Source organism: Enterobacter asburiae, assembly GCF_001521715.1.
GTDB classification, from domain to species: domain Bacteria; phylum Pseudomonadota; class Gammaproteobacteria; order Enterobacterales; family Enterobacteriaceae; genus Enterobacter; species Enterobacter asburiae.
Map to the genome: position 1 here is coordinate 2,833,368 of NZ_CP011863.1, position 22,331 is coordinate 2,855,698.

The 22,331-nt window shown below is 57.5% G+C and carries 16 protein-coding genes and 1 pseudogene; 12 read left to right on the top strand and 5 right to left on the bottom strand.

From position 1 onward, the window contains the following. Positions 1 to 95: 95 nt before the first annotated feature. Positions 96 to 941 (bottom strand): arabinose operon transcriptional regulator AraC, encoded by an 846-nt coding sequence (gene araC / locus ACJ69_RS13710; RefSeq protein WP_023310373.1) that lies wholly within the window; start codon positions 939 to 941, stop codon positions 96 to 98. A gap of 337 nt (positions 942 to 1,278) precedes the next feature. Between araC and araB the strand changes: the two genes are divergently transcribed. From araB to rluA, 6 genes and pseudogenes are all read left to right on the top strand, one after another. Next, entirely contained in the window at positions 1,279 to 2,988 is a 1,710-nt protein-coding gene (gene araB, locus ACJ69_RS13715; RefSeq protein ID WP_054829512.1) for a ribulokinase, read from the top strand. A gap of 10 nt (positions 2,989 to 2,998) precedes the next feature. Continuing rightward, positions 2,999 to 4,501: an L-arabinose isomerase gene (gene araA, locus ACJ69_RS13720; protein ID WP_023310371.1), complete on the top strand. Its 1,503-nt coding sequence runs from the start codon at positions 2,999 to 3,001 to the stop codon at positions 4,499 to 4,501. Between the two features lie 86 nt (positions 4,502 to 4,587). Further along, positions 4,588 to 5,283, top strand: a complete 696-nt coding sequence (araD, locus tag ACJ69_RS13725; RefSeq protein ID WP_032660728.1) for an L-ribulose-5-phosphate 4-epimerase — start codon at positions 4,588 to 4,590, stop codon at positions 5,281 to 5,283. A gap of 74 nt (positions 5,284 to 5,357) precedes the next feature. Continuing rightward, complete coding sequence (gene polB / locus ACJ69_RS13730; RefSeq protein WP_059347191.1) at positions 5,358 to 7,715, top strand: DNA polymerase II; 2,358 nt, start codon at positions 5,358 to 5,360, stop codon at positions 7,713 to 7,715. Positions 7,716 to 7,843: 128 nt separating this feature from the next. Next, positions 7,844 to 10,749, top strand: a pseudogene (gene rapA / locus ACJ69_RS13735) (RNA polymerase-associated protein RapA). A gap of 12 nt (positions 10,750 to 10,761) precedes the next feature. Beyond that, entirely contained in the window at positions 10,762 to 11,421 is a 660-nt protein-coding gene (gene rluA / locus ACJ69_RS13740) for a bifunctional tRNA pseudouridine(32) synthase/23S rRNA pseudouridine(746) synthase RluA (RefSeq protein ID WP_008502014.1), read from the top strand. A 30-nt stretch (positions 11,422 to 11,451) separates the two neighbouring features. Here rluA and djlA read toward each other — a convergent pair whose 3' ends face one another. After that, entirely contained in the window at positions 11,452 to 12,267 is an 816-nt protein-coding gene (djlA, locus tag ACJ69_RS13745) for a co-chaperone DjlA (protein ID WP_047646618.1), read from the bottom strand. A 239-nt stretch (positions 12,268 to 12,506) separates the two neighbouring features. Here djlA and lptD point away from each other — a divergent pair, with 239 nt between their 5' ends. From lptD to apaH, 6 genes are read left to right on the top strand one after another with little or no spacing between them, the layout of a single operon-like run. Beyond that, positions 12,507 to 14,858: an LPS assembly protein LptD gene (gene lptD, locus ACJ69_RS13750; RefSeq protein WP_059347192.1), complete on the top strand. Its 2,352-nt coding sequence runs from the start codon at positions 12,507 to 12,509 to the stop codon at positions 14,856 to 14,858. Between the two features lie 53 nt (positions 14,859 to 14,911). Beyond that, entirely contained in the window at positions 14,912 to 16,198 is a 1,287-nt protein-coding gene (surA, locus tag ACJ69_RS13755; protein WP_023310364.1) for a peptidylprolyl isomerase SurA, read from the top strand. Beyond that, the gene (gene pdxA, locus ACJ69_RS13760) at positions 16,198 to 17,184 is read left to right on the top strand and encodes a 4-hydroxythreonine-4-phosphate dehydrogenase PdxA (protein ID WP_029740873.1); all 987 of its coding nucleotides are present in this window, start codon (positions 16,198 to 16,200) and stop codon (positions 17,182 to 17,184) included. Before surA ends, pdxA begins: the two co-directional genes overlap by 1 nt. Then, on the top strand, positions 17,181 to 18,002 hold the full coding sequence (gene rsmA, locus ACJ69_RS13765) for a 16S rRNA (adenine(1518)-N(6)/adenine(1519)-N(6))-dimethyltransferase RsmA (RefSeq protein WP_023310362.1): 822 nt from the start codon (positions 17,181 to 17,183) through the stop codon (positions 18,000 to 18,002). The genes pdxA and rsmA overlap by 4 nt, the downstream gene beginning before the upstream one ends. 3 nt (positions 18,003 to 18,005) lie before the next feature. Beyond that, a complete protein-coding gene (gene apaG, locus ACJ69_RS13770) occupies positions 18,006 to 18,383 on the top strand; it encodes a Co2+/Mg2+ efflux protein ApaG (protein WP_023310361.1) in 378 nt (125 codons plus the stop codon). Positions 18,384 to 18,387: 4 nt separating this feature from the next. Further along, positions 18,388 to 19,236, top strand: coding sequence for a bis(5'-nucleosyl)-tetraphosphatase (symmetrical) ApaH (gene apaH / locus ACJ69_RS13775; RefSeq protein ID WP_047646615.1), 849 nt, complete (start codon positions 18,388 to 18,390; stop codon positions 19,234 to 19,236). A gap of 39 nt (positions 19,237 to 19,275) precedes the next feature. Here apaH and folA read toward each other — a convergent pair whose 3' ends face one another. The 3 genes from folA to kefF form a co-directional block, all read right to left on the bottom strand. Further along, a complete protein-coding gene (gene folA, locus ACJ69_RS13780; protein ID WP_008502023.1) occupies positions 19,276 to 19,755 on the bottom strand; it encodes a type 3 dihydrofolate reductase in 480 nt (159 codons plus the stop codon). A 114-nt stretch (positions 19,756 to 19,869) separates the two neighbouring features. Continuing rightward, positions 19,870 to 21,735 carry a glutathione-regulated potassium-efflux system protein KefC gene (gene kefC / locus ACJ69_RS13785; protein WP_059347193.1) on the bottom strand — a complete coding sequence of 622 codons (1,866 nt, stop codon included), beginning with the start codon at positions 21,733 to 21,735 and terminating at the stop codon, positions 19,870 to 19,872. Further along, the gene (gene kefF, locus ACJ69_RS13790) at positions 21,728 to 22,258 is read right to left on the bottom strand and encodes a glutathione-regulated potassium-efflux system oxidoreductase KefF (protein WP_024907429.1); all 531 of its coding nucleotides are present in this window, start codon (positions 22,256 to 22,258) and stop codon (positions 21,728 to 21,730) included. Before kefF ends, kefC begins: the two co-directional genes overlap by 8 nt. Positions 22,259 to 22,331: the final 73 nt, after the last annotated feature.

Below are 22,331 nucleotides of genomic sequence, written 5' to 3' on the forward strand. Positions count from 1 at the left end.
TGCTTAGCGCCCCGCACCGCGTCAAGGCAACAATTGTCTGAATAGTTTACAGGTTGCTTTCTGCATTCACCTGTTTGTTTATCTTTTTTTACCGTTTATTCACATCCCGCACGGAATTCGCTCGGGCTGGCTCCGGTACATTTTTTAAATACCCGGGAGAAATAGAGCTGATCCTCAAAGCCCACGTTACGCCCCACGGTGGCGATCGGCATCCGGGTGGTGCTGAGCAGCAGCTTCGCCTGGCTGATGCGCTGATCCTCGCGCCAGCTCAATACGCTGACGCCCAGCTGCTGGCGGAACAGATGCGACAGCCGCGACGGCGACAGGCAGACGTGCTGAGCAACACTGGCGATATCAAACTGGCTATCGGCCAGGTGGTCGCTGATGTACTGGCAGGCGTCGCGAACGCGGTTGTCCAGCGGGGGGTTAAGCGACTCGTTAATCGCCTCCATCCGTCGCAGCAGCAGCTGTTCAAGCAGGTTAATCGCCAGCAGTTCAGCGTAGCGACCACCGGCCTGTCCCGCCTCGATAATTTGCGCAAAAAGCTCGCGAAACTGCGCCAGATGAACCTCATCCGGGCGATAAAAACCGGTGTGCGCAAAAATAGCTGGCCAGGAAAGCCACTCCTGCCAGTAGGCGCGCGGACGGAAATAGACCCACTGGTGATACCACTCTTTGGCATCGGGATGACGGCCATAGTGGTGGATCTCCCCCGGCGGGAACAGCAGGATATCGCCGGGGCGGCAGACAAACTGCTGGTCACCGTTCTTGATGATCCCTTCCCCCCGCACGGTCAGATTGAGGATATACCCTTTCATGCCGAGCGGTCGGTCGACGTAAAAGTCGAGGTATCCCTCAGCCTCGATAGGGGTCAGTCCCGCCACAAGGTGCGCGTTAAACGAGTATCCCGGCAGCAGGGGATCGTTTTGCGTTTCGGCCATAGATTCAGTTCTCCCAAGGGTCCTGAAGGAAACCAATTGTCCATATCATTAAAAGCAGCTTAAAAATGGCCCGCGAAAAGATCCAAAAAGCATCACGCCGCTTTTACGTCCGCCATGTTTCAGCCTTTCCCCCTGATTTCTCCGCCAGAGCAGGCAGATAACCAGTAACAAAAGTGTCTATAAGTGCGGCAGAAATGTCCACATTGAATATTTGCACGGCGTCACACTTTCCGTTGTAACAGCAATTTAGTCCATAAGATTAGCGGATCCTGCCTGACGACTTTTTTCCCCAGTCTCTAATGTTCTTCCATACCTGTTTTTTCGATGGAGCAACACCATGGCAATTGCGATTGGCCTCGATTTTGGCAGCGATTCGGTTCGCGCGCTGACAGTGGACTGTACGTCCGGCCAGGAGATAGCAACCAGCGTTGAGTGGTACCCGCGCTGGCAAGAGGGGCGCTACTGCGATGCGCCTAACAACCAGTTCCGTCACCACCCGCGTGACTATATCGAGTCGATGGAAGCGGCGATCAAAACCGTCCTGGCCGAACTGACCGACGCCCAGCGGGCTGAGATTGTCGGGATTGGCGTCGACAGCACCGGCTCCACGCCTGCCCCTGTGGATGCCGAAGGCCGCGTGCTGGCGCTGCGCCCGGAGTTCGCCGACAACCCGAACGCCATGTTCGTGCTGTGGAAAGACCACACCGCCGTGGAAGAGGCCGAAGCCATTACGCGCCTGTGCCACCAGCCGGGCAAAACAGACTACTCGCGCTACATCGGCGGGATTTATTCCAGCGAATGGTTCTGGGCCAAGATCCTCCACGTCACCCGTGCCGACGCCTCCGTCGCACAGGCTGCGGCGTCATGGGTTGAGCTGTGCGACTGGGTGCCTGCCCTGCTCTCCGGCACCACCCGCCCGCAGGATATCCGCCGCAGCCGCTGCAGCGCCGGGCATAAATCCCTGTGGCACGAAAGCTGGGGCGGCCTGCCTCCGGCCGCGTTCTTCGATGAGCTAGACCCGATCCTCAACAAGAGCCTGACGTACCCGCTGTTTACCGACACCTTCACCGCCGATATTCCCGTCGGCACCCTCTGCGAAGAGTGGGCGACGCGCCTCGGCCTGCCGCAGAACGTGGCCATCTCCGGCGGCGCCTTTGACTGCCATATGGGCGCCGTGGGTGCGGGCGCACAGCCAAACACGCTGGTCAAAGTCATCGGGACCTCCACCTGCGACATCCTGACGGCGGATAAAGCCACCGTCGGCGACCGCGCGGTGAAAGGCATCTGCGGTCAGGTTGACGGCAGCGTGGTGCCGGACTTTATCGGCCTCGAAGCCGGTCAGTCCGCGTTTGGCGATATCTACGCCTGGTTTGGTCGCGTGCTCGGCTGGCCGCTGGACCAGTTGGCGGCGGCGCATCCTGAACTGAAAACCCAGATAGCCGACAGCAAAAAGCAGCTTCTGCCACAGCTCACCGAAGCCTGGGCAAAAAATCCGTCTCTCGATCACCTCCCGGTGGTGCTGGACTGGTTTAACGGCCGCCGCACGCCGTTTGCCAACCAGCGTCTGAAAGGGGTGATTACCGATCTCAACCTGGCGACCGACGCCCCTGCGCTGTTCGGCGGTCTGATTGCCGCAACGGCCTTCGGTGCCCGCGCCATTATGGAGTGCTTCACCGGACAGGGCATCGACGTGAACAACGTGATGGCGCTGGGCGGCATCGCCCGTAAAAACCCGGTGATCATGCAGGCCTGCTGCGACGTGCTGAACCGTCCGCTGCAGATTGTGGCCTCCGATCAGTGCTGCGCGCTGGGCGCGGCGATTTTCGCTGCCGTGGCCGCAGGCGTCCATGCCGACATCCCGACCGCGCAGCAGCATATGGCGAGCGCCGTCGAAAACACGCTTCAGCCGCGTGCCCAGCAGGCGCAACGCTTTGAACAGCTTTATCAGCGCTACCAGCAATGGGCAAAAAGCGCCGAACTTCACTATCTCCCTGTCGCCGCCCCGGCCAAAAGCACCGCGGACACTACGGCAACCCTGACCCATTAAGGACACGATGATGACCATTTTTAATAACTATGAAGTGTGGTTTGTGATTGGCAGCCAGCATCTTTACGGACCGGAAGCGCTGCAGCAGGTGACGAAACACGCGGAGCACGTGGTTAACGCGCTGAACGCGGAAGCTAAACTGCCGTGCAAACTGGTGCTGAAACCGCTGGGCACAACGCCGGACGAAATCACCCACATCTGCCGCGACGCCAACTACGACGATAAATGCGCCGGCCTGGTGGTGTGGCTGCATACCTTCTCGCCGGCCAAAATGTGGATCAACGGTCTGTCTATCCTCAACAAACCGCTGCTGCAGTTCCATACCCAGTTCAACGCCTCCCTGCCGTGGGACAGCATCGATATGGACTTTATGAACCTGAACCAGACCGCGCACGGCGGCCGCGAGTTCGGCTTCATCGGCGCGCGTATGCGTCAGCAGCACGCGGTGGTCACCGGCCACTGGCAGGATGGCAAGGCTCAACAACGTATCGGCTCATGGATGCGTCAGGCGGTCTCTAAGCAGGACACCCGCCATCTGAAAGTGGTGCGTTTCGGTGACAACATGCGTGAAGTGGCGGTCACGGACGGCGATAAAGTGGCCGCGCAGATCAAGTTCGGCTTCTCCGTTAATACCTGGGCCGTGGGCGACCTGGTGCAGGTGGTGAATGAAATCAGCGACGGCGACGTGAGCGCGCTGGTGGACGAGTACGAAAGCAGCTACCGCCTGACGCCTGCGGCACAAATCAACGGCGACAAGCGCCAGAACGTGCTGGACGCGGCGCGCATCGAGTTGGGCATGAAGCGCTTCCTGGAACAGGGCGGCTTCCACGCCTTTACGACGACCTTTGAAGACCTCCACGGCCTGAAACAGCTGCCGGGTCTGGCGGTTCAACGTCTGATGCAGCAGGGCTACGGCTTTGCGGGCGAAGGCGACTGGAAAACTGCCGCTCTGCTTCGCATCATGAAGGTGATGTCAACCGGTCTGCAGGGCGGCACCTCCTTCATGGAGGACTACACCTACCACTTCGAAAACGGCAACGATCTGGTGCTCGGCTCGCACATGCTGGAAGTGTGCCCGACGATCGCCGTGGAAGAGAAACCGATCCTCGACGTGCAGTACCTCGGCATCGGCGGCAAAGCCGATCCGGCGCGTCTGATCTTCAACACCCGTACGGGCCCGGCGATCAACGCCAGCCTGATCGACCTCGGCGATCGTTTCCGTCTGCTGGTGAACTGCGTCGATGCGGTTGAAACGCCGCACTCCCTGCCGAAACTGCCGGTCGCCAACGCCCTGTGGAAAGCACAGCCTGACCTGCCAACCGCCTCAGAGGCCTGGATCCTGGCCGGCGGCGCGCACCACACGGTGTTCAGCCACGCGCTGGATCTAAACGACATGCGTCAGTTCGCCGAGCTGCACGACATCGAGCTGACCGTGATTGATAACGATACCCGCCTGCCCGCCTTCAAAGACGCGCTGCGCTGGAACGAAGTCTATTACGGTTCAAAACGCTAAGCCCTGAATGCCCGGTGGCGCTGCGTTTACCGGGTCTACGGTTCCGTAGGCCGGATATGCGAAGCGCCATCCGGCAGGAGATAACTATGTTAGACGATCTCAAACGTCAGGTGCTCGAAGCCAACCTGGCGCTGCCGAAACATAATCTGGTCACCCTGACCTGGGGCAACGTCAGCGCCGTTGACCGCGAAAAAGGCGTGTTCGTGATTAAGCCTTCCGGCGTGGATTACACGGTGATGACCGCGGACGATATGGTCGTTGTCAGCCTCGAGACCGGCGAAGTGGTCGAAGGTAAGAAAAAACCGTCCTCCGATACGCCGACTCACCGCCTGCTGTACCGGTCATTCCCGACCATCGGCGGCATCGTGCATACCCATTCGCGCCACGCCACCATCTGGGCGCAGGCGGGCCAGTCCATCCCGGCGACCGGCACCACCCACGCGGACTACTTTTACGGCACCATTCCCTGCACGCGTCTGATGACCGATGCGGAGATCGGCGGTGAGTACGAGTGGGAAACGGGGAACGTGATTGTCGAAACCTTTGAGAAACAGGGGATCGACGCGGCGCAAATGCCCGGCGTGCTGGTGCACTCCCACGGCCCGTTCGCCTGGGGTAAAAATGCGGAAGACGCGGTACATAATGCGATCGTGCTCGAAGAGGTCGCCTATATGGGGATCTTCTGTCGCCAGCTGGCGCCGCAGCTCCCGGACATGCAGCAAACCCTGCTGGATAAGCATTACCTGCGCAAGCACGGCGCGAAGGCCTATTACGGGCAGTAAACTGTATATATACCCAGCATAAAATATTCAACCAGGCTATAATCAAGCCTGGTTTTATTTTATGGGATAACGGCGTGGCGCAGGCGCAAGAAGGCTTTTTACTGACCCGACACTGGCGGGATACCCCTCAGGGCACCGAGGTTGCGTTCTGGCTGGCAACCGATAGCGGCCCGCTGCACGTTACGCTGCCCCCGCAGGAATCCGTGGCCTTTATTCCTGAAGCCCACGTCGAGAAGGTGAAACAGCTGCTGCGCGGCGAAAACGGCTGGCGCATTACCCCGCTTGAACTGAAGGATTTCCACCGCCAGCCGGTTTACGGCCTCTACTGTCGCGCCCATCGCCAGCTGATGCGCTATGAAAAGCTGCTCCGCGAGGCGGGCGTGACGCTCTACGAGGCCGATATTCGCCCACCGGAACGCTTTCTGATGGAGCGGTTCATTACCGCCCCCGTCTGGGTTGATGGCATCGAACAAAACGGCGGCGTCGTTAACGCGCGCCTGAAGCCTAACCCACACTATCGCCCACCGCTGAAGTGGGTATCGCTGGATATCGAAACCACCCGCCACGGCGAACTGTACTGCATCGGTCTGGAAGGCTGCGGCGATCGGGTTGTCTATATGCTCGGGCCGCCGAATGGCGATGCGTCCGCGCTGGATTTCCGGCTTGAGTACGTCAACAGCCGCCCGCAGCTGCTGGAGAAGCTTAACCAGTGGTTTGCCGACAACGACCCCGACGTTCTGATCGGCTGGAACGTGGTGCAGTTTGACCTGCGCGTCCTGCAAAAACACGCCGAGCGCTACCGCATCCCGCTGATGCTGGGGCGCGGAAACAGCGAGCTGGAATGGCGCGAACACGGTTTTAAGAACGGTGTTTTCTTCGCGCAGGCTAACGGTCGCCTGATTATCGACGGCATCGAGGCGCTTAAGTCCGCCTTCTGGAACTTCTCTTCATTCTCCCTGGAAGCGGTCGCGCAGGAGCTGCTTGGCGAGGGTAAAGCCATCGACAACCCCTGGGACAGAATGGACGAGATCGACCGGCGCTTTAATGAAGATAAACCGGCGCTTGCCACCTATAACCTGAAAGACTGCGAGCTGGTCACGCAGATTTTCCACAAAACCGAGATCATGCCGTTCCTGCTGGAGCGCGCGACGGTGAACGGCCTTGCCGCCGACAGGCACGGTGGCTCGGTTGCCGCCTTTAGCCACCTCTATTTTCCACGGATGCACCGGGCGGGATACGTCGCCCCTAACCTCGGAGACGTGCCGCCGCAGGCAAGCCCCGGCGGATACGTCATGGACTCCCGACCAGGATTGTATGACTCCGTTCTGGTCCTGGATTACAAAAGCCTGTACCCGTCGATTATCCGCACCTTCCTCATCGATCCCGTCGGGCTGGTTGAGGGCATGGCCCAGCCGGATGATGAGCACAGCACCGAAGGTTTCCTCGGCGCACGCTTCTCGCGGGAAAAACACTGTCTGCCTGAAATCGTGGGAAACATCTGGCACGGCCGCGATGAGGCCAAGCGCCACGGCAACAAGCCCCTTTCTCAGGCGCTAAAAATCATCATGAACGCCTTTTACGGCGTGCTGGGCACCAGCGCCTGCCGCTTCTTTGACCCGCGTCTGGCCTCCTCGATCACCATGCGCGGGCACGAGATTATGCGCCAGACCAAAGCGCTGATTGAGTCCAGGGGCTATGACGTCATCTACGGCGACACCGACTCCACCTTTGTGTGGCTTAAGGGCGCGCACTCTGAAAACGACGCCGCGCAAATCGGCAAAGCGCTCGTCGCCTTCGTGAACGACTGGTGGCAGGAACATTTGCAGAAAGAGCGGTTAACCAGCGCGCTGGAGCTGGAATTTGAAACCCATTTCGCCCGCTTTTTAATGCCGACCATTCGCGGTACCGATCAGGGCAGCAAGAAGCGTTACGCCGGGCTGATTCAGGAAGGCGACGCGCAGCGGATGGTTTTTAAAGGGCTGGAAACGGTGCGTACCGACTGGACGCCGCTGGCGCAGCAGTTCCAGCAGACGCTCTATCTGCGGGTGTTTCGCAATGAGCCGTATCAGGACTACGTGCGCGAGACGATAGCCAGCCTGATGGCGGGTGAACTTGACGCGCAGCTGGTGTACCGCAAGCGCCTGCGCCGCCCGCTGGCGGAGTACCAGCGTAACGTTCCTCCGCACGTACGCGCCGCGCGTCTGGCGGATGAAGAAAACGTACGCCGTGGCCGCGCGCCGCAGTATCAAAACCGGGGGACCATTAAATACGTCTGGACCATTAGCGGCCCGGAACCCGTGGATTATCAACATTCTCCTCTGGATTACGAACACTATCTGACGCGTCAGCTTCAGCCGGTTGCCGACGGAATTTTGCCCTTCATCGACGATGATTTTGCTACACTAGTGACAGGGCAACTTGGCCTATTTTGACGCGTGACGAAATGGCTGCCATCCAGTACCATAGCGCCCTTTCCATTCCCGGACCCATTTTTCGATGACCGTCTTTTTTGACGGTAGTCGAACTATTGCCTGCAATTAAAGATTAGAGCCGAACAACTATGCCTTTTACACTTGGTCAACGCTGGATCAGCGATACAGAAAGCGAACTTGGATTAGGAACCGTCGTAGCAATCGATACGCGTATGGTTACCCTCCTCTTCCCTGCCACCGGTGAAAACCGTCTGTACGCTCGCAATGACTCCCCTGTAACCCGCGTGATGTTTAATCCGGGTGACACCGTGACCAGCCATGACGGCTGGCAGCTCAAGATTGAAGACGTAAAAGAAGAGAATGGACTGCTCGCCTACATCGGGACTCGTCTGGACACCGACGAGACCAATGTCGTCCTGCGCGAAGTGCTGCTCGACAGCAAACTGGTGTTCAGTAAGCCGCAGGACCGCCTGTTTGCCGGGCAAATCGACCGTATGGATCGCTTCTCCCTGCGCTATCGCGCGCGTAAGTTCCAGAGTGAACAGTACCGCATGCCGTGGAGCGGCCTGCGCGGCCAGCGCACCAGCCTGATCCCCCACCAGCTGAACATCGCCCACGACGTGGGCCGTCGCCACGCGCCGCGCGTGCTGCTGGCAGATGAAGTGGGTCTGGGTAAAACCATCGAAGCGGGCATGATCCTGCATCAACAGCTGCTTTCCGGCGCTGCAGAGCGCGTGCTGATCGTGGTGCCAGAAACCCTGCAGCACCAGTGGCTGGTTGAAATGCTGCGCCGCTTTAACCTGCGTTTCTCTCTGTTCGATGACGAACGCTATGCCGAAGCGCAGCACGACGCCGACAACCCGTTTGAAACCGAACAGCTGGTCATTTGCTCCCTGGACTTCGTGCGCCGCAGCAAGCAGCGTCTTGAGCACCTGTGCGATGCCGAGTGGGACATTATGGTCGTTGACGAAGCGCACCATCTGGTCTGGAGCGAAGACGCGCCGAGCCGCGAATACATGGCTATTGAGCAGCTTGCCGAGCGCGTGCCTGGCGTCCTGCTGCTGACCGCAACGCCGGAGCAGCTGGGTCTGGAAAGCCACTTCGCCCGCTTGCGTCTGCTCGATCCAAACCGTTTCCACGACTTTGCGCAGTTCGTGGAAGAACAGAATAACTACCGTCCGGTCGCGGATGCCGTCGCCATGCTGCTGGCGGGCAAACGTCTTTCTGATGACGAACTCAACACCCTGAGCGATCTGATTGGCGAGCAGGACATCGAGCCGCTTTTGCAGGCTGCGAACAGCGAGAGCGACAACGCGGAATCCGCGCGTAAAGAGCTGATCGACATGCTGATGGACCGCCACGGCACCAGCCGCGTGCTGTTCCGAAATACCCGTAACGGCGTCAAAGGCTTCCCGAAACGCGAGCTGCATACGATTAAGCTGCCGCTGCCGACGCAGTATCAAACGGCGATTAAAGTCTCCGGCATTATGGGGGCGCGCAAAACCCAGGAAGAGCGCGCCCGCGACATGCTTTATCCGGAACAAATCTACCAGGAGTTTGAAGGCGATACCGGCACCTGGTGGAACTTCGATCCGCGCGTGGAGTGGCTGATGGGCTACCTGACCGCGCACCGCTCCCAGAAAGTGCTGGTGATCTGCGCCAAAGCGGCCACCGCGCTGCAGCTGGAGCAGGTCCTGCGCGAGCGCGAAGGTATTCGTGCCGCCGTGTTCCACGAAGGCATGTCCATCGTCGAGCGCGACCGCGCCGCGGCGTGGTTCGGGAAGAGGACAGCGGTGCACAGGTTCTGCTGTGCTCGGAAATCGGCTCTGAAGGCCGTAACTTCCAGTTCGCCAGCAACCTGGTGATGTTCGATCTGCCGTTTAACCCGGATCTGCTTGAGCAGCGTATCGGCCGTCTGGATCGTATCGGCCAAGCGCATGATATTCAGATCCACGTGCCGTATCTCGAAAAAACCGCGCAGTCCGTGCTGGTACGCTGGTTCCACGAAGGTCTGGACGCGTTTGAACATACCTGCCCAACGGGCCGCACCATTTACGATCAAGTGCATGGCGATCTGATCGGCTACCTGGCCGCGCCGGAAAACGCGGAAGGGTTTGATGAGCTGATCAAGTCATGCCGTGAGAAGCACGATGCGCTGAAAGCACAGCTGGAGCAGGGCCGCGACCGCCTGCTGGAGATCCACTCCAACGGCGGTGAAAAAGCGCAGGCGCTTGCCGAGAGCATTGAAGAGCAAGATGATGACACCAGCCTGATCAGCTTCTCCATGAACCTGTTCGACATCGTCGGCATCAACCAGGACGACCGCGGCGAGAACCTGATTGTCCTGACCCCGTCCGATCACATGCTGGTTCCGGATTTCCCGGGCCTGCCGGAAGATGGCTGTATCATCACCTTTGAGCGTGACGTGGCGCTGTCCCGCGAAGACGCCCAGTTTATCACCTGGGAACACCCGCTGATCCGCAACGGGCTGGACCTGATCCTCTCCGGCGATACCGGCAGCAGTACCATCTCCCTGTTGAAAAACAAGGCGCTGCCGGTGGGCACCCTGCTGGTGGAGCTGATCTACGTTGTGGAAGCGCAGGCGCCGAAACAGCTGCAGCTCACCCGCTTCCTGCCGCCAACGCCCGTCCGCCTGCTGCTGGACAAAAACGGCACTAACCTGGCGGGACAGGTTGAATTCGAGAGTTTCAACCGACAGCTGAGCGCGGTAAACCGCCATACGGGCAGCAAGCTGGTGAACGCGGTACAGCAGGATGTGCACGCTATTCTGCAACTGGGCGAAACCCAGATTGAAAAAGCGGCCAGAGCGCTGATTGACGCCGCGCGCAGCGAAGCAGACGAGAAACTGTCTGCGGAGCTGTCCCGTCTGGAAGCGTTAAAAGCCGTCAACCCGAACATCCGTGACGACGAGCTGGCGGCGATTGAAAGCAACCGTCAGCAGGTGCTGGAAAGCCTGAATCAGGCTGGCTGGCGTCTGGATGCCCTGCGTCTTATCGTTGTGTCGCATCAGTAAACGGAGCGCAAGATGGTGATGGAGCCTTACAATCCGCCGCAGGATCCCTGGCTGGTCATTCTGTATCAGGATGAACACATTATGGTGGTCAACAAGCCCAGCGGCCTGTTGTCCGTGCCGGGGCGTCTGGACGAGCACAAAGACAGCGTGATGACGCGCATTCAGCGCGATTATCCGCAGGCGGAGTCCGTCCATCGCCTGGATATGGCCACCAGCGGCGTGATTGTGGTGGCGCTGAATAAAGCGGCGGAACGCGAGTTAAAGCGCCAGTTCCGCGAGCGCGAGCCGAAAAAGCAGTATGTCGCCCGCGTCTGGGGCCACCCCGCGCAGGCGGAAGGGCTGGTGGATTTACCGCTGATCTGCGACTGGCCGAACCGGCCAAAGCAGAAGGTGTGTTATGAAACCGGCAAGGCCGCGCAGACCGAGTATGAAGTGCTGGAGTACGCGCCGGATAATACCGCGCGCGTCCTGCTTAAGCCGATTACCGGACGTTCACACCAGCTGCGCGTGCATATGCTCGCCCTGGGTCATCCGATTCTGGGCGACCGCTTCTACGCGCCGCCTGAAGCGCTGGCCTTAGCGCCACGTCTGCAGCTGCACGCCCAGACGCTCACCATCACCCATCCGGCCTTCGGTAACGCGATGACGTTTAAAGCCCCGGTGGACTTCTAAAAAAAAAGCCCGACACCGTCGGGCTTTTTCTTATTTGAAACCTTTCTTCTCTTTAATGAGCTCGTACGCCTTCTGGATTTCCTGCGCTTTTTGCTTCGCCATCTCCATCATTTCTGGCGGCAGGCCTTTCGCGACCAGCTTGTCCGGATGATGCTCGCTCATGAGCTTACGATAGGCACGTTTAATCGTGGTCTGATCGTCAGAGGGCTTAACGCCAAGCACGTTGCAGGCGTCTTCCAGCGTCGGACCACGCTGCGCCTGCTGCCAGGCACCGCCGGACGACTGCTGGTGATAGCCGCCGCCAAACTGCGCCCCGCCCTGCATCATGCGCAGGAACTGGTCGAACTGCATGCGGGAGATGCCCAGCTCTTCCGCAATGACGTACAGCACGTCACGTTCATTAGGGTGAAGCGAACCGTCGGCGAAGGCCGCCTGGATTTGAATTTCCAGAAACATCCGAATTAAATCAAAACGTCCGAAGCAGATGCTGCGGAACTGACGCATTTTTTCGCGAAGCGGATAATTATCCGATTTACCGATGCGAAACGCATTTTGCGCAGCCACACGAGATTCACCGTGCAGATTCATGCGATCCATAAAAACGCTGGCAATCTGAATATCGGCTTCTGTGACACGCCCTTTGGATTTGGTTAAGTGCCCCATCACCTCAAAGGTGGTGGAGAAAAAGAGTGACTGACGCTCGCGCTGATTGGCAAACCAGGCCATTTTGCGGCTGCGCGCCTTATCAAACATATGGCCGATAATAAGCCCAAGCACAATCCCCCAGAACCCGGCACCCATGATGATGGCGAACGCAACGCCGATTATTTTACCCCAATACTGCATATACTCCCCGGATAGTCATATTCCTGGCCGACGCAACGTCATCATCACTGTGTTCAAGTCACGGTCAATTGAAGGACATCGCCTATAATTTGCTTTATCATACTCGTCATTCGATAGCGAGCCTAACACTCTGGCACGCAAACGGGCAGGATTAACGCTGGTACTGCGCAGATGAGTAAGATAGTCTCTGAGCGTTTGTAAGCCGTAGCCACTGATGACGGAACAATAAAATACAACGTATGAAAAAACGTATCCCCACCCTCCTGGCCACAATGATTGGCTCCGCCCTGTACAGTCAACAGGGGCTGGCGGCCGATCTCGCCTCGCAGTGTATGCTTGGCGTCCCAAGTTATAATCGCCCACTGGTGAGTGGCGATACAAATAGCTTGCCGGTAACCATTACTGCCGACAGTTCGAAAGGGACTTACCCTGACAATGCCACGTTTACGGGCAATGTAGATATTAACCAGGGCAATAGCCGCCTGCAGGCAGACGAAGTGCAGCTGCACCAGAAGCAGCCGGAAGGTGCGGCTGAGCCGGTACGAACGGTGGATGCGCTGGGTAATGTGCACTATGACGACAATCAGGTCATCCTGAAAGGTCCGAAAGCCTGGTCAAACCTGAACACCAAAGATACTAACGTCTGGAAAGGTGATTACCAGATGGTGGGTCGCCAGGGGCGCGGTGACGCTGACCTGATGAAACAGCGCGGTGAAAACCGCTATACGATCCTGGAAAACGGTACGTTCACGTCATGTCTGCCGGGTTCAAATACCTGGAGCGTGGTCGGGAGCGAGGTTATCCATGACCGCGAAGAACAGGTCGCAGAGATCTGGAACGCTCGCTTTAAGCTGGGCCCTGTTCCCATATTCTACAGCCCTTATCTGCAGCTTCCCGTCGGTGACAAGCGTCGCTCCGGTTTCCTGATCCCGAATGCCAAATACAGCACGTCGAACTACTTTGAGTTCTACCTGCCGTATTACTGGAACATCGCGCCAAACATGGATGCGACGATCACGCCGCACTATATCCACAAGCGCGGCAACATCATGTGGGAGAACGAGTTCCGCTATCTGACCCACGCCGGTGCGGGTCTGATGGAGCTGGATTATCTGCCGTCGGATAAAGTCTTCCAGGACGAGCATCCGACCGAAGGCGACAAGCACCGCTGGTTATTCTACTGGCAGCATGCCGGGGTGATGGATCAGGTATGGCGTTTCAACGTCAACTACACCAAGGTCAGTGACCCGTACTACTTCAATGATTTCTCATCCAAATACGGTTCGAGTACCGACGGTTATGCCACGCAGATCTTCAGCGTTGGCTACGCGGTTCAAAACTTCGATGCGACGGTCACTAACAAGCAGTTCCAGGTGTTCTCCAACCAGACGGCGAGTACCTATGGCGCCGAGCCGCAGCTGGACGTTAACTGGTACCAGAATGACGTGGGTCCGTTCGACACCCGTATTTATGGTCAGGCCGTGCATTTTGTAAATACCAGTTCCAGTATGCCGGAAGCCACCCGAGTTCACCTGGAGCCCGTCATCAACTTGCCATGGTCGAATGACTGGGCAAGCCTGAACACGGAAGCCAAGCTGATGGCGACACACTATCAGCAAAAAAATATTGATGATTACAATACCAGCAACAACGCCCATCTTGAGGAATCCGTAAACCGTACGCTTCCGCAGTTCAAAATGGACGGTAAACTGATCTTCGAACGCGATATGGGGCTTCTGGCGGACGGCTATACCCAGACGCTGGAGCCACGTATGCAGTACCTGTACGTGCCTTATCGCGACCAGAGCAACATCAATAACTACGATTCTTCTTTACTGCAATCTGACTACAGCGGCCTGTTCCGCGACCGTACTTACGGCGGTCTTGACCGCATTGCGTCCGCTAACCAGTTAACGACCGGCGTCACAACACGTGTTTATGATGATGCTGCCGTTGAACGTTTTAACGTTTCTGTTGGTCAAATCTACTATTTCACCGAGTCTCGCACGGGCGATGACAATATTAAGTGGGAGAAAGATAACAAGACAGGTTCCCTGATTTGGGCTGGTGACACCTACTGGCGTATGACCGATCGTTGGGGTCTTCGCGGTGGCGTGCAATATGACACCCGTCTGGACAATATCGCCAACAGTACGGCGGCCATTGAGTATCGCCGGGATGAAGATCGTATGGTGCAGTTGACCTATCGTTATGCCAGCCCGGAATATATTCAGGCGACGTTACCAAACTATGGTACTGCGGAGCAGTATAAAGACGGTATTTCGCAAGTGGGTGGCGCAGCGAGTTGGCCAATCGCCGACCGCTGGTCAATCGTAGGCGCATACTACTTCGACACTAACGCCAATAAACCTGCTGACCAGATGGTGGGTCTGCAATATAACTCCTGCTGTTACGCGCTGCGTGTCGGCTACGAACGCAAGCTTAACGGCTGGAACAGTGAAAACAATCAGAGCAAATACGATAACGTGATTGGCTTTAACTTCGAGTTACGCGGCCTGAGTTCCAACTACGGTCTGGGTACGCAGAAAATGCTGCGCTCGAATATTCTGCCGTACAGTAGCGCCTTGTAATGTGCTTGATTTGCAACGTAATCCGCTTTGCGGTTAATTGAAATGGAAAAAGTATGAAGAACTGGAAAACGCTGCTGCTCGGTGTCGCTATGGTTGCGAATACCAGCTTCGCGGCCCCCCAGGTTGTTGATAAAGTCGCTGCTGTGGTTAACAACGGCGTCGTGCTTGAAAGTGACGTTGACGGTCTGATGAAATCGGTGAAGCTCAATTCGGGCGAAGCCGGTCAACAGCTTCCGGATGACGCCACGCTGCGCCACCAGATCCTGGAGCGTCTGATCATGGATCAGATCGTTCTGCAGATGGGGCAGAAAATGGGTGTGAAGGTCACTGACGAGCAGCTCGATCAGGCGATCGCTAACATCGCGAAGCAGAACAATATGTCTTTAGACCAGATGCGCAGCCGCCTGGCCTATGACGGCATCAGCTACGCCACCTACCGTAACCAGATCCGTAAAGAGATGCTGATTTCGGAAGTGCGTAACAACGAAGTGCGTCGCCGCGTTACCATCCTGCCTCAGGAAGTGGACGCGCTGGCAAAACAGGTGGGTAACCAGAACGATGCGAGCACAGAGCTGAACCTGAGCCACATTCTGATCCCACTGCCAGAGAACCCAACGTCCGATCAGGCTGCGGAAGCCGAAAGCCAGGCGCGTTCTATTGTTGAACAGGCGCGTAACGGCGGCGACTTTGGCAAGCTGGCAATTACCTACTCCGCTGACCAACAGGCGCTGAAAGGCGGCCAGATGGGCTGGGGACGTATTCAGGAGCTGCCATCGATCTTTGCCCAGGCGCTGAGCACGGCGAAGAAAGGGGATATCGTCGGTCCTATCCGTTCAGGCGTGGGCTTCCACATTCTGAAGGTGAACGATCTGCGCGGCCAGAGCCAAAATATCTCCGTCACCGAAGTTCACGCTCGCCACATTCTTCTGAAACCGTCACCGATCATGACTGACGATCAGGCGCGTGTGAAGCTGGAACAGATCGCAGCAGACATTAAGAGCGGTAAAACCTCATTTGCGAAGGCAGCAAAAGAGTTCTCTCAGGATCCAGGCTCTGCTAACCAGGGCGGCGATCTGGGCTGGGCGGCTGCGGATATTTACGATCCTGCATTCCGCGATGCGTTGATGAAGCTGAACAAAGGCCAGATCAGCGCGCCGGTCCACTCTTCATTCGGCTGGCATCTGATCGAGCTGATGGACACCCGTAACGTTGATAAAACGGATGCGGCACAGAAAGACAGAGCCTACCGTATGCTGTTTAACCGTAAGTTCTCTGAAGAAGCAGCAACCTGGATGCAGGAACAACGCGCCAGCGCTTACGTGAAAGTTCTGAGCAACTAATGAAACAGCATCGTGTTGTTATCACGCCCGGCGAACCCGCCGGGATTGGGCCTGACCTCGTTGTCCAGCTCGCCCAGCGCAGCTGGCCGGTAGAACTGGTTGTCTGCGCCGATGCAACACTGTTACAAGACCGGGCAACGCTGCTCGGTCTGCCTTTAACGCTCATTCCTTACGTTGAAGGCCAACAGCCTGCACCCCAGCAAGCCGGTACGCTCACTCTCCTTTCAGTTCCCCTTCGTACGCCGGTCATCCCGGGCCAGCTCAGCACGGAAAACGGTCACTATGTCGTTGAAACCCTGGCGCGCGCCTGCGACGGTTGTCTGAAGGGCGAATTTGCCGCCCTGATCACCGGCCCCGTCCACAAAGGCGTTATCAACGAAGCGGGTATACCGTTTACCGGGCATACGGAGTTCTTCGAAGAGCGCTCGCACAGCCCGAAAGTGGTGATGATGCTGGCGACGGAGGAAATGCGCGTTGCGCTGGTGACCACCCATCTGCCGATCAAGGCCATTCCTGATGCGATCACCCCTGAACTCCTGCGCGAGATCATCGGGATTTTGCACCACGATCTGCAGACAAAGTTTGGGATCCCGCAGCCGCACGTGCTGGTCTGCGGCCTGAATCCGCACGCCGGAGAAGGCGGGCATATGGGCACCGAAGAGATCGACACCATTATTCCGGTGCTCAACGAAATGCGGGCGAAGGGGATGAACCTCAGCGGGCCGCTGCCTGCGGATACCCTTTTCCAGCCTAAATACCTGGATAATGCCGACGCCGTGCTCGCGATGTACCACGATCAGGGTCTGCCCGTGCTAAAATACCAGGGCTTTGGCCGCGGGGTGAATATCACCCTCGGTTTACCCTTTATTCGAACGTCCGTTGACCACGGTACTGCGCTGGATCTGGCAGGCCAGGGGAAAGCGGATGTCGGCAGTTTTATTACGGCGCTTAATCTCGCCATCAAAATGATTGTTAATACTCAATGACTAATCGAGTCCACCAGGGCCACTTAGCCCGTAAACGTTTCGGGCAAAACTTCCTTAACGATCAGTTCGTGATCGAAAGCATTGTCTCGGCTATTAATCCGCAAAAAGGTCAGGCGATGGTCGAAATCGGCCCGGGCCTTGCCGCGCTGACCGAGCCGGTAGGCGAACGCCTCGACGAGCTGACCGTCATCGAACTGGACCGCGATCTGGCCGCACGCCTGCAAACGCACCCGTTCCTCGGGCCGAAGCTGACCATCTATCAGCAGGACGCCATGACCATGAACTTTGGCGAACTGTCCGAAAAAATGGGTCAGCCGCTGCGCGTCTTCGGCAACCTGCCGTACAACATCTCCACGCCGCTCATGTTCCACCTCTTTAGCTATACTGATGCCATTGCCGACATGCACTTCATGTTGCAAAAAGAGGTTGTTAACCGTCTGGTTGCAGGCCCGAACAGTAAAGCGTATGGTCGTTTAAGCGTGATGGCACAGTATTACTGCAACGTGATCCCGGTACTCGAAGTACCGCCGTCAGCGTTCACACCACCACCGAAAGTGGATTCAGCGGTTGTGCGCCTCGTCCCGCACAAGACGAAACCGTATCCGGTTAAAGATCTGCGCGTACTGAGCCGCATTACCACAGAAGCCTTTAACCAGCGCCGTAAAACGATCCGTAACAGCCTGAGCAATTCGTTTACCGTTGAGGTGTTAGCCGAGCTGGGGATCGACCCGGCAATGCGTGCGGAGAACATTTCCGTAGAGCAGTACTGCAAGCTGGCTAATTACATCAGCGATAATGCGCCGCCGAAGGAGAGTTAAGCCATGATTGATTCGCCCCGCGTATGTGTCCATGTACAAAGCGTCTATGTTGAATCACAGTCCTCACCGGACGAAGAACGTTTTGTCTTCGCTTACACCGTGACCATTCGCAATCTGGGGCGGATGCCCGTGCAGCTGCGCGGGCGCTACTGGCTTATCACTAACGGCAATGGCCGCGAAATCGAAGTTCAGGGCGAAGGTGTGGTTGGTGAACAGCCCCACATCGCCCCTGGCGAAGAGTACCAGTACACCAGCGGCGCGGTGATTGAAACGCCGATGGGTACCATGCAAGGCCATTATGAAATGGTCGACGTCGATGGCAATGATTTCCGCGTTGCCATTCCTGTGTTCCGTCTCGCCGTAACCACACTCATTCATTAATCTAATGTCTACATATCTGATTGGCGACGTTCACGGTTGCTACGATGAACTGATCGCATTATTAAAACAGGTCGACTTTACGCCAGGACAGGACACGCTCTGGCTGACGGGCGATTTAGTCGCGCGTGGCCCCGGCTCCCTTGAAGTATTACGTTTCGTCAAATCGCTGGGAGATAGCGTGCGCATGGTGCTGGGTAATCACGACCTGCATCTGCTGGCGGTTTTCGCCGGGATCAGCCGCAACAAGCCTAAAGATCGCCTCACCCCACTGCTGGATGCACCGGACGCGGACGATCTGATTAACTGGCTGCGTCGTCAGCCCCTGCTGCAGATCGACGAAGAGAAAAAGCTGGTCATGGCGCATGCCGGGATCACGCCACAATGGGATCTTGAGACGGCGAAAACCTGCGCGCGTGACGTTGAGGCAGTGCTGGCGAGCGACTCGTATCCTTTCTTCCTCGATGCCATGTACGGCGATATGCCGAACCACTGGAGCGAGGAACTTAGCGGTCTGGCACGACTGCGCTTTATCACCAACGCGTTCACCCGCATGCGTTTCTGCTTCCCGAACGGACAGCTAGACATGTATTCCAAAGAGACGCCGGAAAGCGCGCCCGCCCCGCTGAAACCGTGGTTTGCCATTCCGGGACCGGTGACAAGCGAGTACAGCGTGGTCTTTGGTCACTGGGCTGCGCTGGAAGGAAAAGGAACACCGGAAGGGATTTACGGTCTGGATACCGGATGCTGCTGGGGCGGAGAGTTAACCTGCTTACGCTGGGAAGATAAAGCTTACTTTGTGCAGCCGTCCAACCGACAGCTGGACTTAGGAGAAAGTGAGGCCGTTGCCTCCTGATACGTTATTCCCTCTCCCGGCCGGGAGAGGGAAAATCACTTAACGACGTTCCAGAATCTCGAAGCAGTAGCTGTGGGAGTTCTGTGCATCCGCGTCGTGGAATTCGCTGAATACGGATTCCCACTCGTCAGGATCGTAGTCCGGGAAATGGGTATCCCCTTCCACTTCTGCATCAATGTGGGTCAGATACAGCTTCTGCGCTTTTGGCAGGAACTGTTCGTACACGCGCCCACCGCCAATCACCATGATCTCTTCGGCATTGCCGCATGCAGCAATCGCCTCGTCTACTGATTTTACCCATTCGACGCGATCGTCAGTGCCCGGCTGGCTGCTGATAACGATATTCTTACGGCCCGGCAATGGACGACCAATCGACTCCCAGGTCAGGCGGCCCATCACTACCGGCTTGTTTAACGTAGTACGTTTAAACCATGCGAGATCGGCAGGCAGGTTCCACGGCATGGCATTTTCCATACCGATAACGCGGTCCACCGCCAGCGCTGCAATCAGACTGATCATTGAAAATTTCCCGGATGCAAAAAATTGCCGCCACTATACGGAAAGCTTAATCTTTCGTCGACTGGCGGCAGGGTAAAGATAGAGAAATTTTTTAATATTGCTGGCAACTCCACTTCACGCGGAAGGTTTACTCTCGGGCTCGTCAGCCGGATCGCCGGTATGCTTGCCCTCTTCCGTGCCCTGCCAGCCATGGCGCTGGATCAGCGACAGGTGGTTACGGTCCTCGTTAATGATTTCCGTCAGCATCGCGCTGGTGCGTTTAAACACCGCCGCGCGCTCGGTGGCCGTACTGCCGGCCATCGCCGCCATCTCTTCAACCATCTCGGTATTAAAGCGGCGGAACAGGTCCGCGCGCTCGCGCGCTTCATAAGCGCCGAGCCCCAGGTTTTCCAGCGCCATGCGGCCAGACTTCAGCGCACCTTCGAAGGTTTCACGCTCTGGCGCCTCTACGCCCGTCTGCCGCAGCCGGATGTAGTGATCCACATCGCGCGCGCGGGAAATAATGGTCAGCGCCGGGAAATGTTCTTTTACCAGCTCCACCATCTGCATGCTGGTTTCCGGATCGTCAATGGCGTTAATCAATACCTCGGCTTTTGCCGCCCCGGCGGATTCCAGCAGATCGACGCGGGTCGCATCCCCGTAAAACACCTTCATATCGAATTTACGCAGGGTATCGACATGGTCGGGATCGTGATCGAGGATGACCATTTTCACTCCGCTCGACAGCAGTAAACGCCCCACGATCTGCCCGTAGCGGCCAAATCCGGCGATGATGACGCGCGGCTGCTCCTCGTCAATCTCATCGGCTTCGCGCTCCTGCTCGCTGTCCGATTTTTCCAGGCGCGTCAGCACCACCAGCAGCACAGGCGTCGCCGCCATCGACAGTGCTACCGCCAGCGTCAGCGCTTTCGCCCACTCGGGATCGAGCACGTTTGCCATCTGCGCGGCGCCAAAGACCACGAACGCAAATTCACTCCCCTGCCCCAGCAGCACGGCGAACCAGCGGCGCTGCCTGCCCGGCACGTTCAATGGGCGAGCAATCAGCCACAGCATCACCATTTTAATGACCAGGAAGCCGACGAGCAGGATGACGATCCGCAGCGGGTGCGTCACCAGCGTGCCAAAGTCGACGGACATCCCGACGCCGATGAAAAACAGCCCCAGCAGCAACCCTTTGAACGGCTCGATATCGCTTTCCAGCGCGTGACGGTATTCAGAGCTCGCCAGCAGAACGCCTGCGAGGAACGCCCCCATCGCCATCGACAGCCCGGCCTCTTCCAGCAGCAGACCAAAGCCGAACACCAGGAACAGCGCCACGGCGCTGAACACTTCGCGCAGGCCAGAGCGGGCAACAAACCTCAGCAGCGGGCGGGTCACGTAGCGGCCAAGCAGCACCACCAGCGCCAGCGCGCCCGCCACCTTCAGCGCCGACAGCGCGAAAGCGCCCAGCGTGGTAGAGGAACCGCTGGCCGCCAGCAGCGGGATCATCGCCACCAGCGGGATAGCGGCAATGTCCTGGAACAGCAGCACCGAGAACGCGCTGCGTCCCATCTGGGATACCGTCAGATTTCGCTCGTTCATCGCCTGCATGGCAATGGCCGTTGAGGAGAGCGCCAGCGTCATGCCGATGAGCTCTGCTACTTTCCAGTCCATGCCCAACAGGATACAGAACCCGCCCAGCAGCAGGCCGCAGGCCACCATCTGCAGCGCCCCACCGCCAAATACCGAGGCGCGAAGCTTCCACAGCCGCTGCGGATCGAGTTCCAGACCAATCACAAAGAGCATCAGCACCACGCCAATTTCAGCGAAATGCAGTATCGCTTCGGCATCGGTGACTAAACGAAAGCCCCACGGCCCAATGACGCAGCCCGCAATCAGGTAGCCGAGAACAGAGCCCAGCCCCAGGCGTACCGCCACGGGCACAATCAGCGCCGCCGCGCCGAGGTAAATCAGCGCCTGTATCAGCGTATGGCTATCCATGGTGCGCCTCCTGCCACTCAAGTAAGCGTTGTTTATAATGGCGAGCCTGCGCCTGCAGCGTTTCATCGTCGCAAACAAACGTGCAGTGCATCGCAAACGGCGGGAGCCAGTTCAAACCGCAATAGAGCGCAGTCGCCTGCAGCGGCTGCGCCAGAACGTCAAAACCCGGGAAGGAACCAATATCAAAATGGCTTTCCCCGCCGCCGGTGGTGACTGCCCACATCAGGCTTTTCCCTTTTAGCGCATTGCCGTTGTGGCCATACGCCCAGCCGTGGGAGAAGACTTTATCAATCCACAGCTTCAGGAGCGGGGGCGTGCTGTACCACTGCATGGGATGCTGCCAGATAATCAGATCGGCACGGGAAAGCGCCTCCTGTTCGGCGGCGATATCGATATTAAAATCGGGATAGAGTTGATAGAGGGAACGTATCTCTACGTTATCAAGCGTCCTTACCTGCTCAAGCATCCGCTTATTCGCATGCGAGTGCTGCGGATAAGGATGGGCATAAATTATCAGAATCATTGATTAGCCTGTTGTTACTGCTTTCTTTTAACAAAAGAGTGTAGTCAGTAATTCAACAGGCTAATAGTGAATA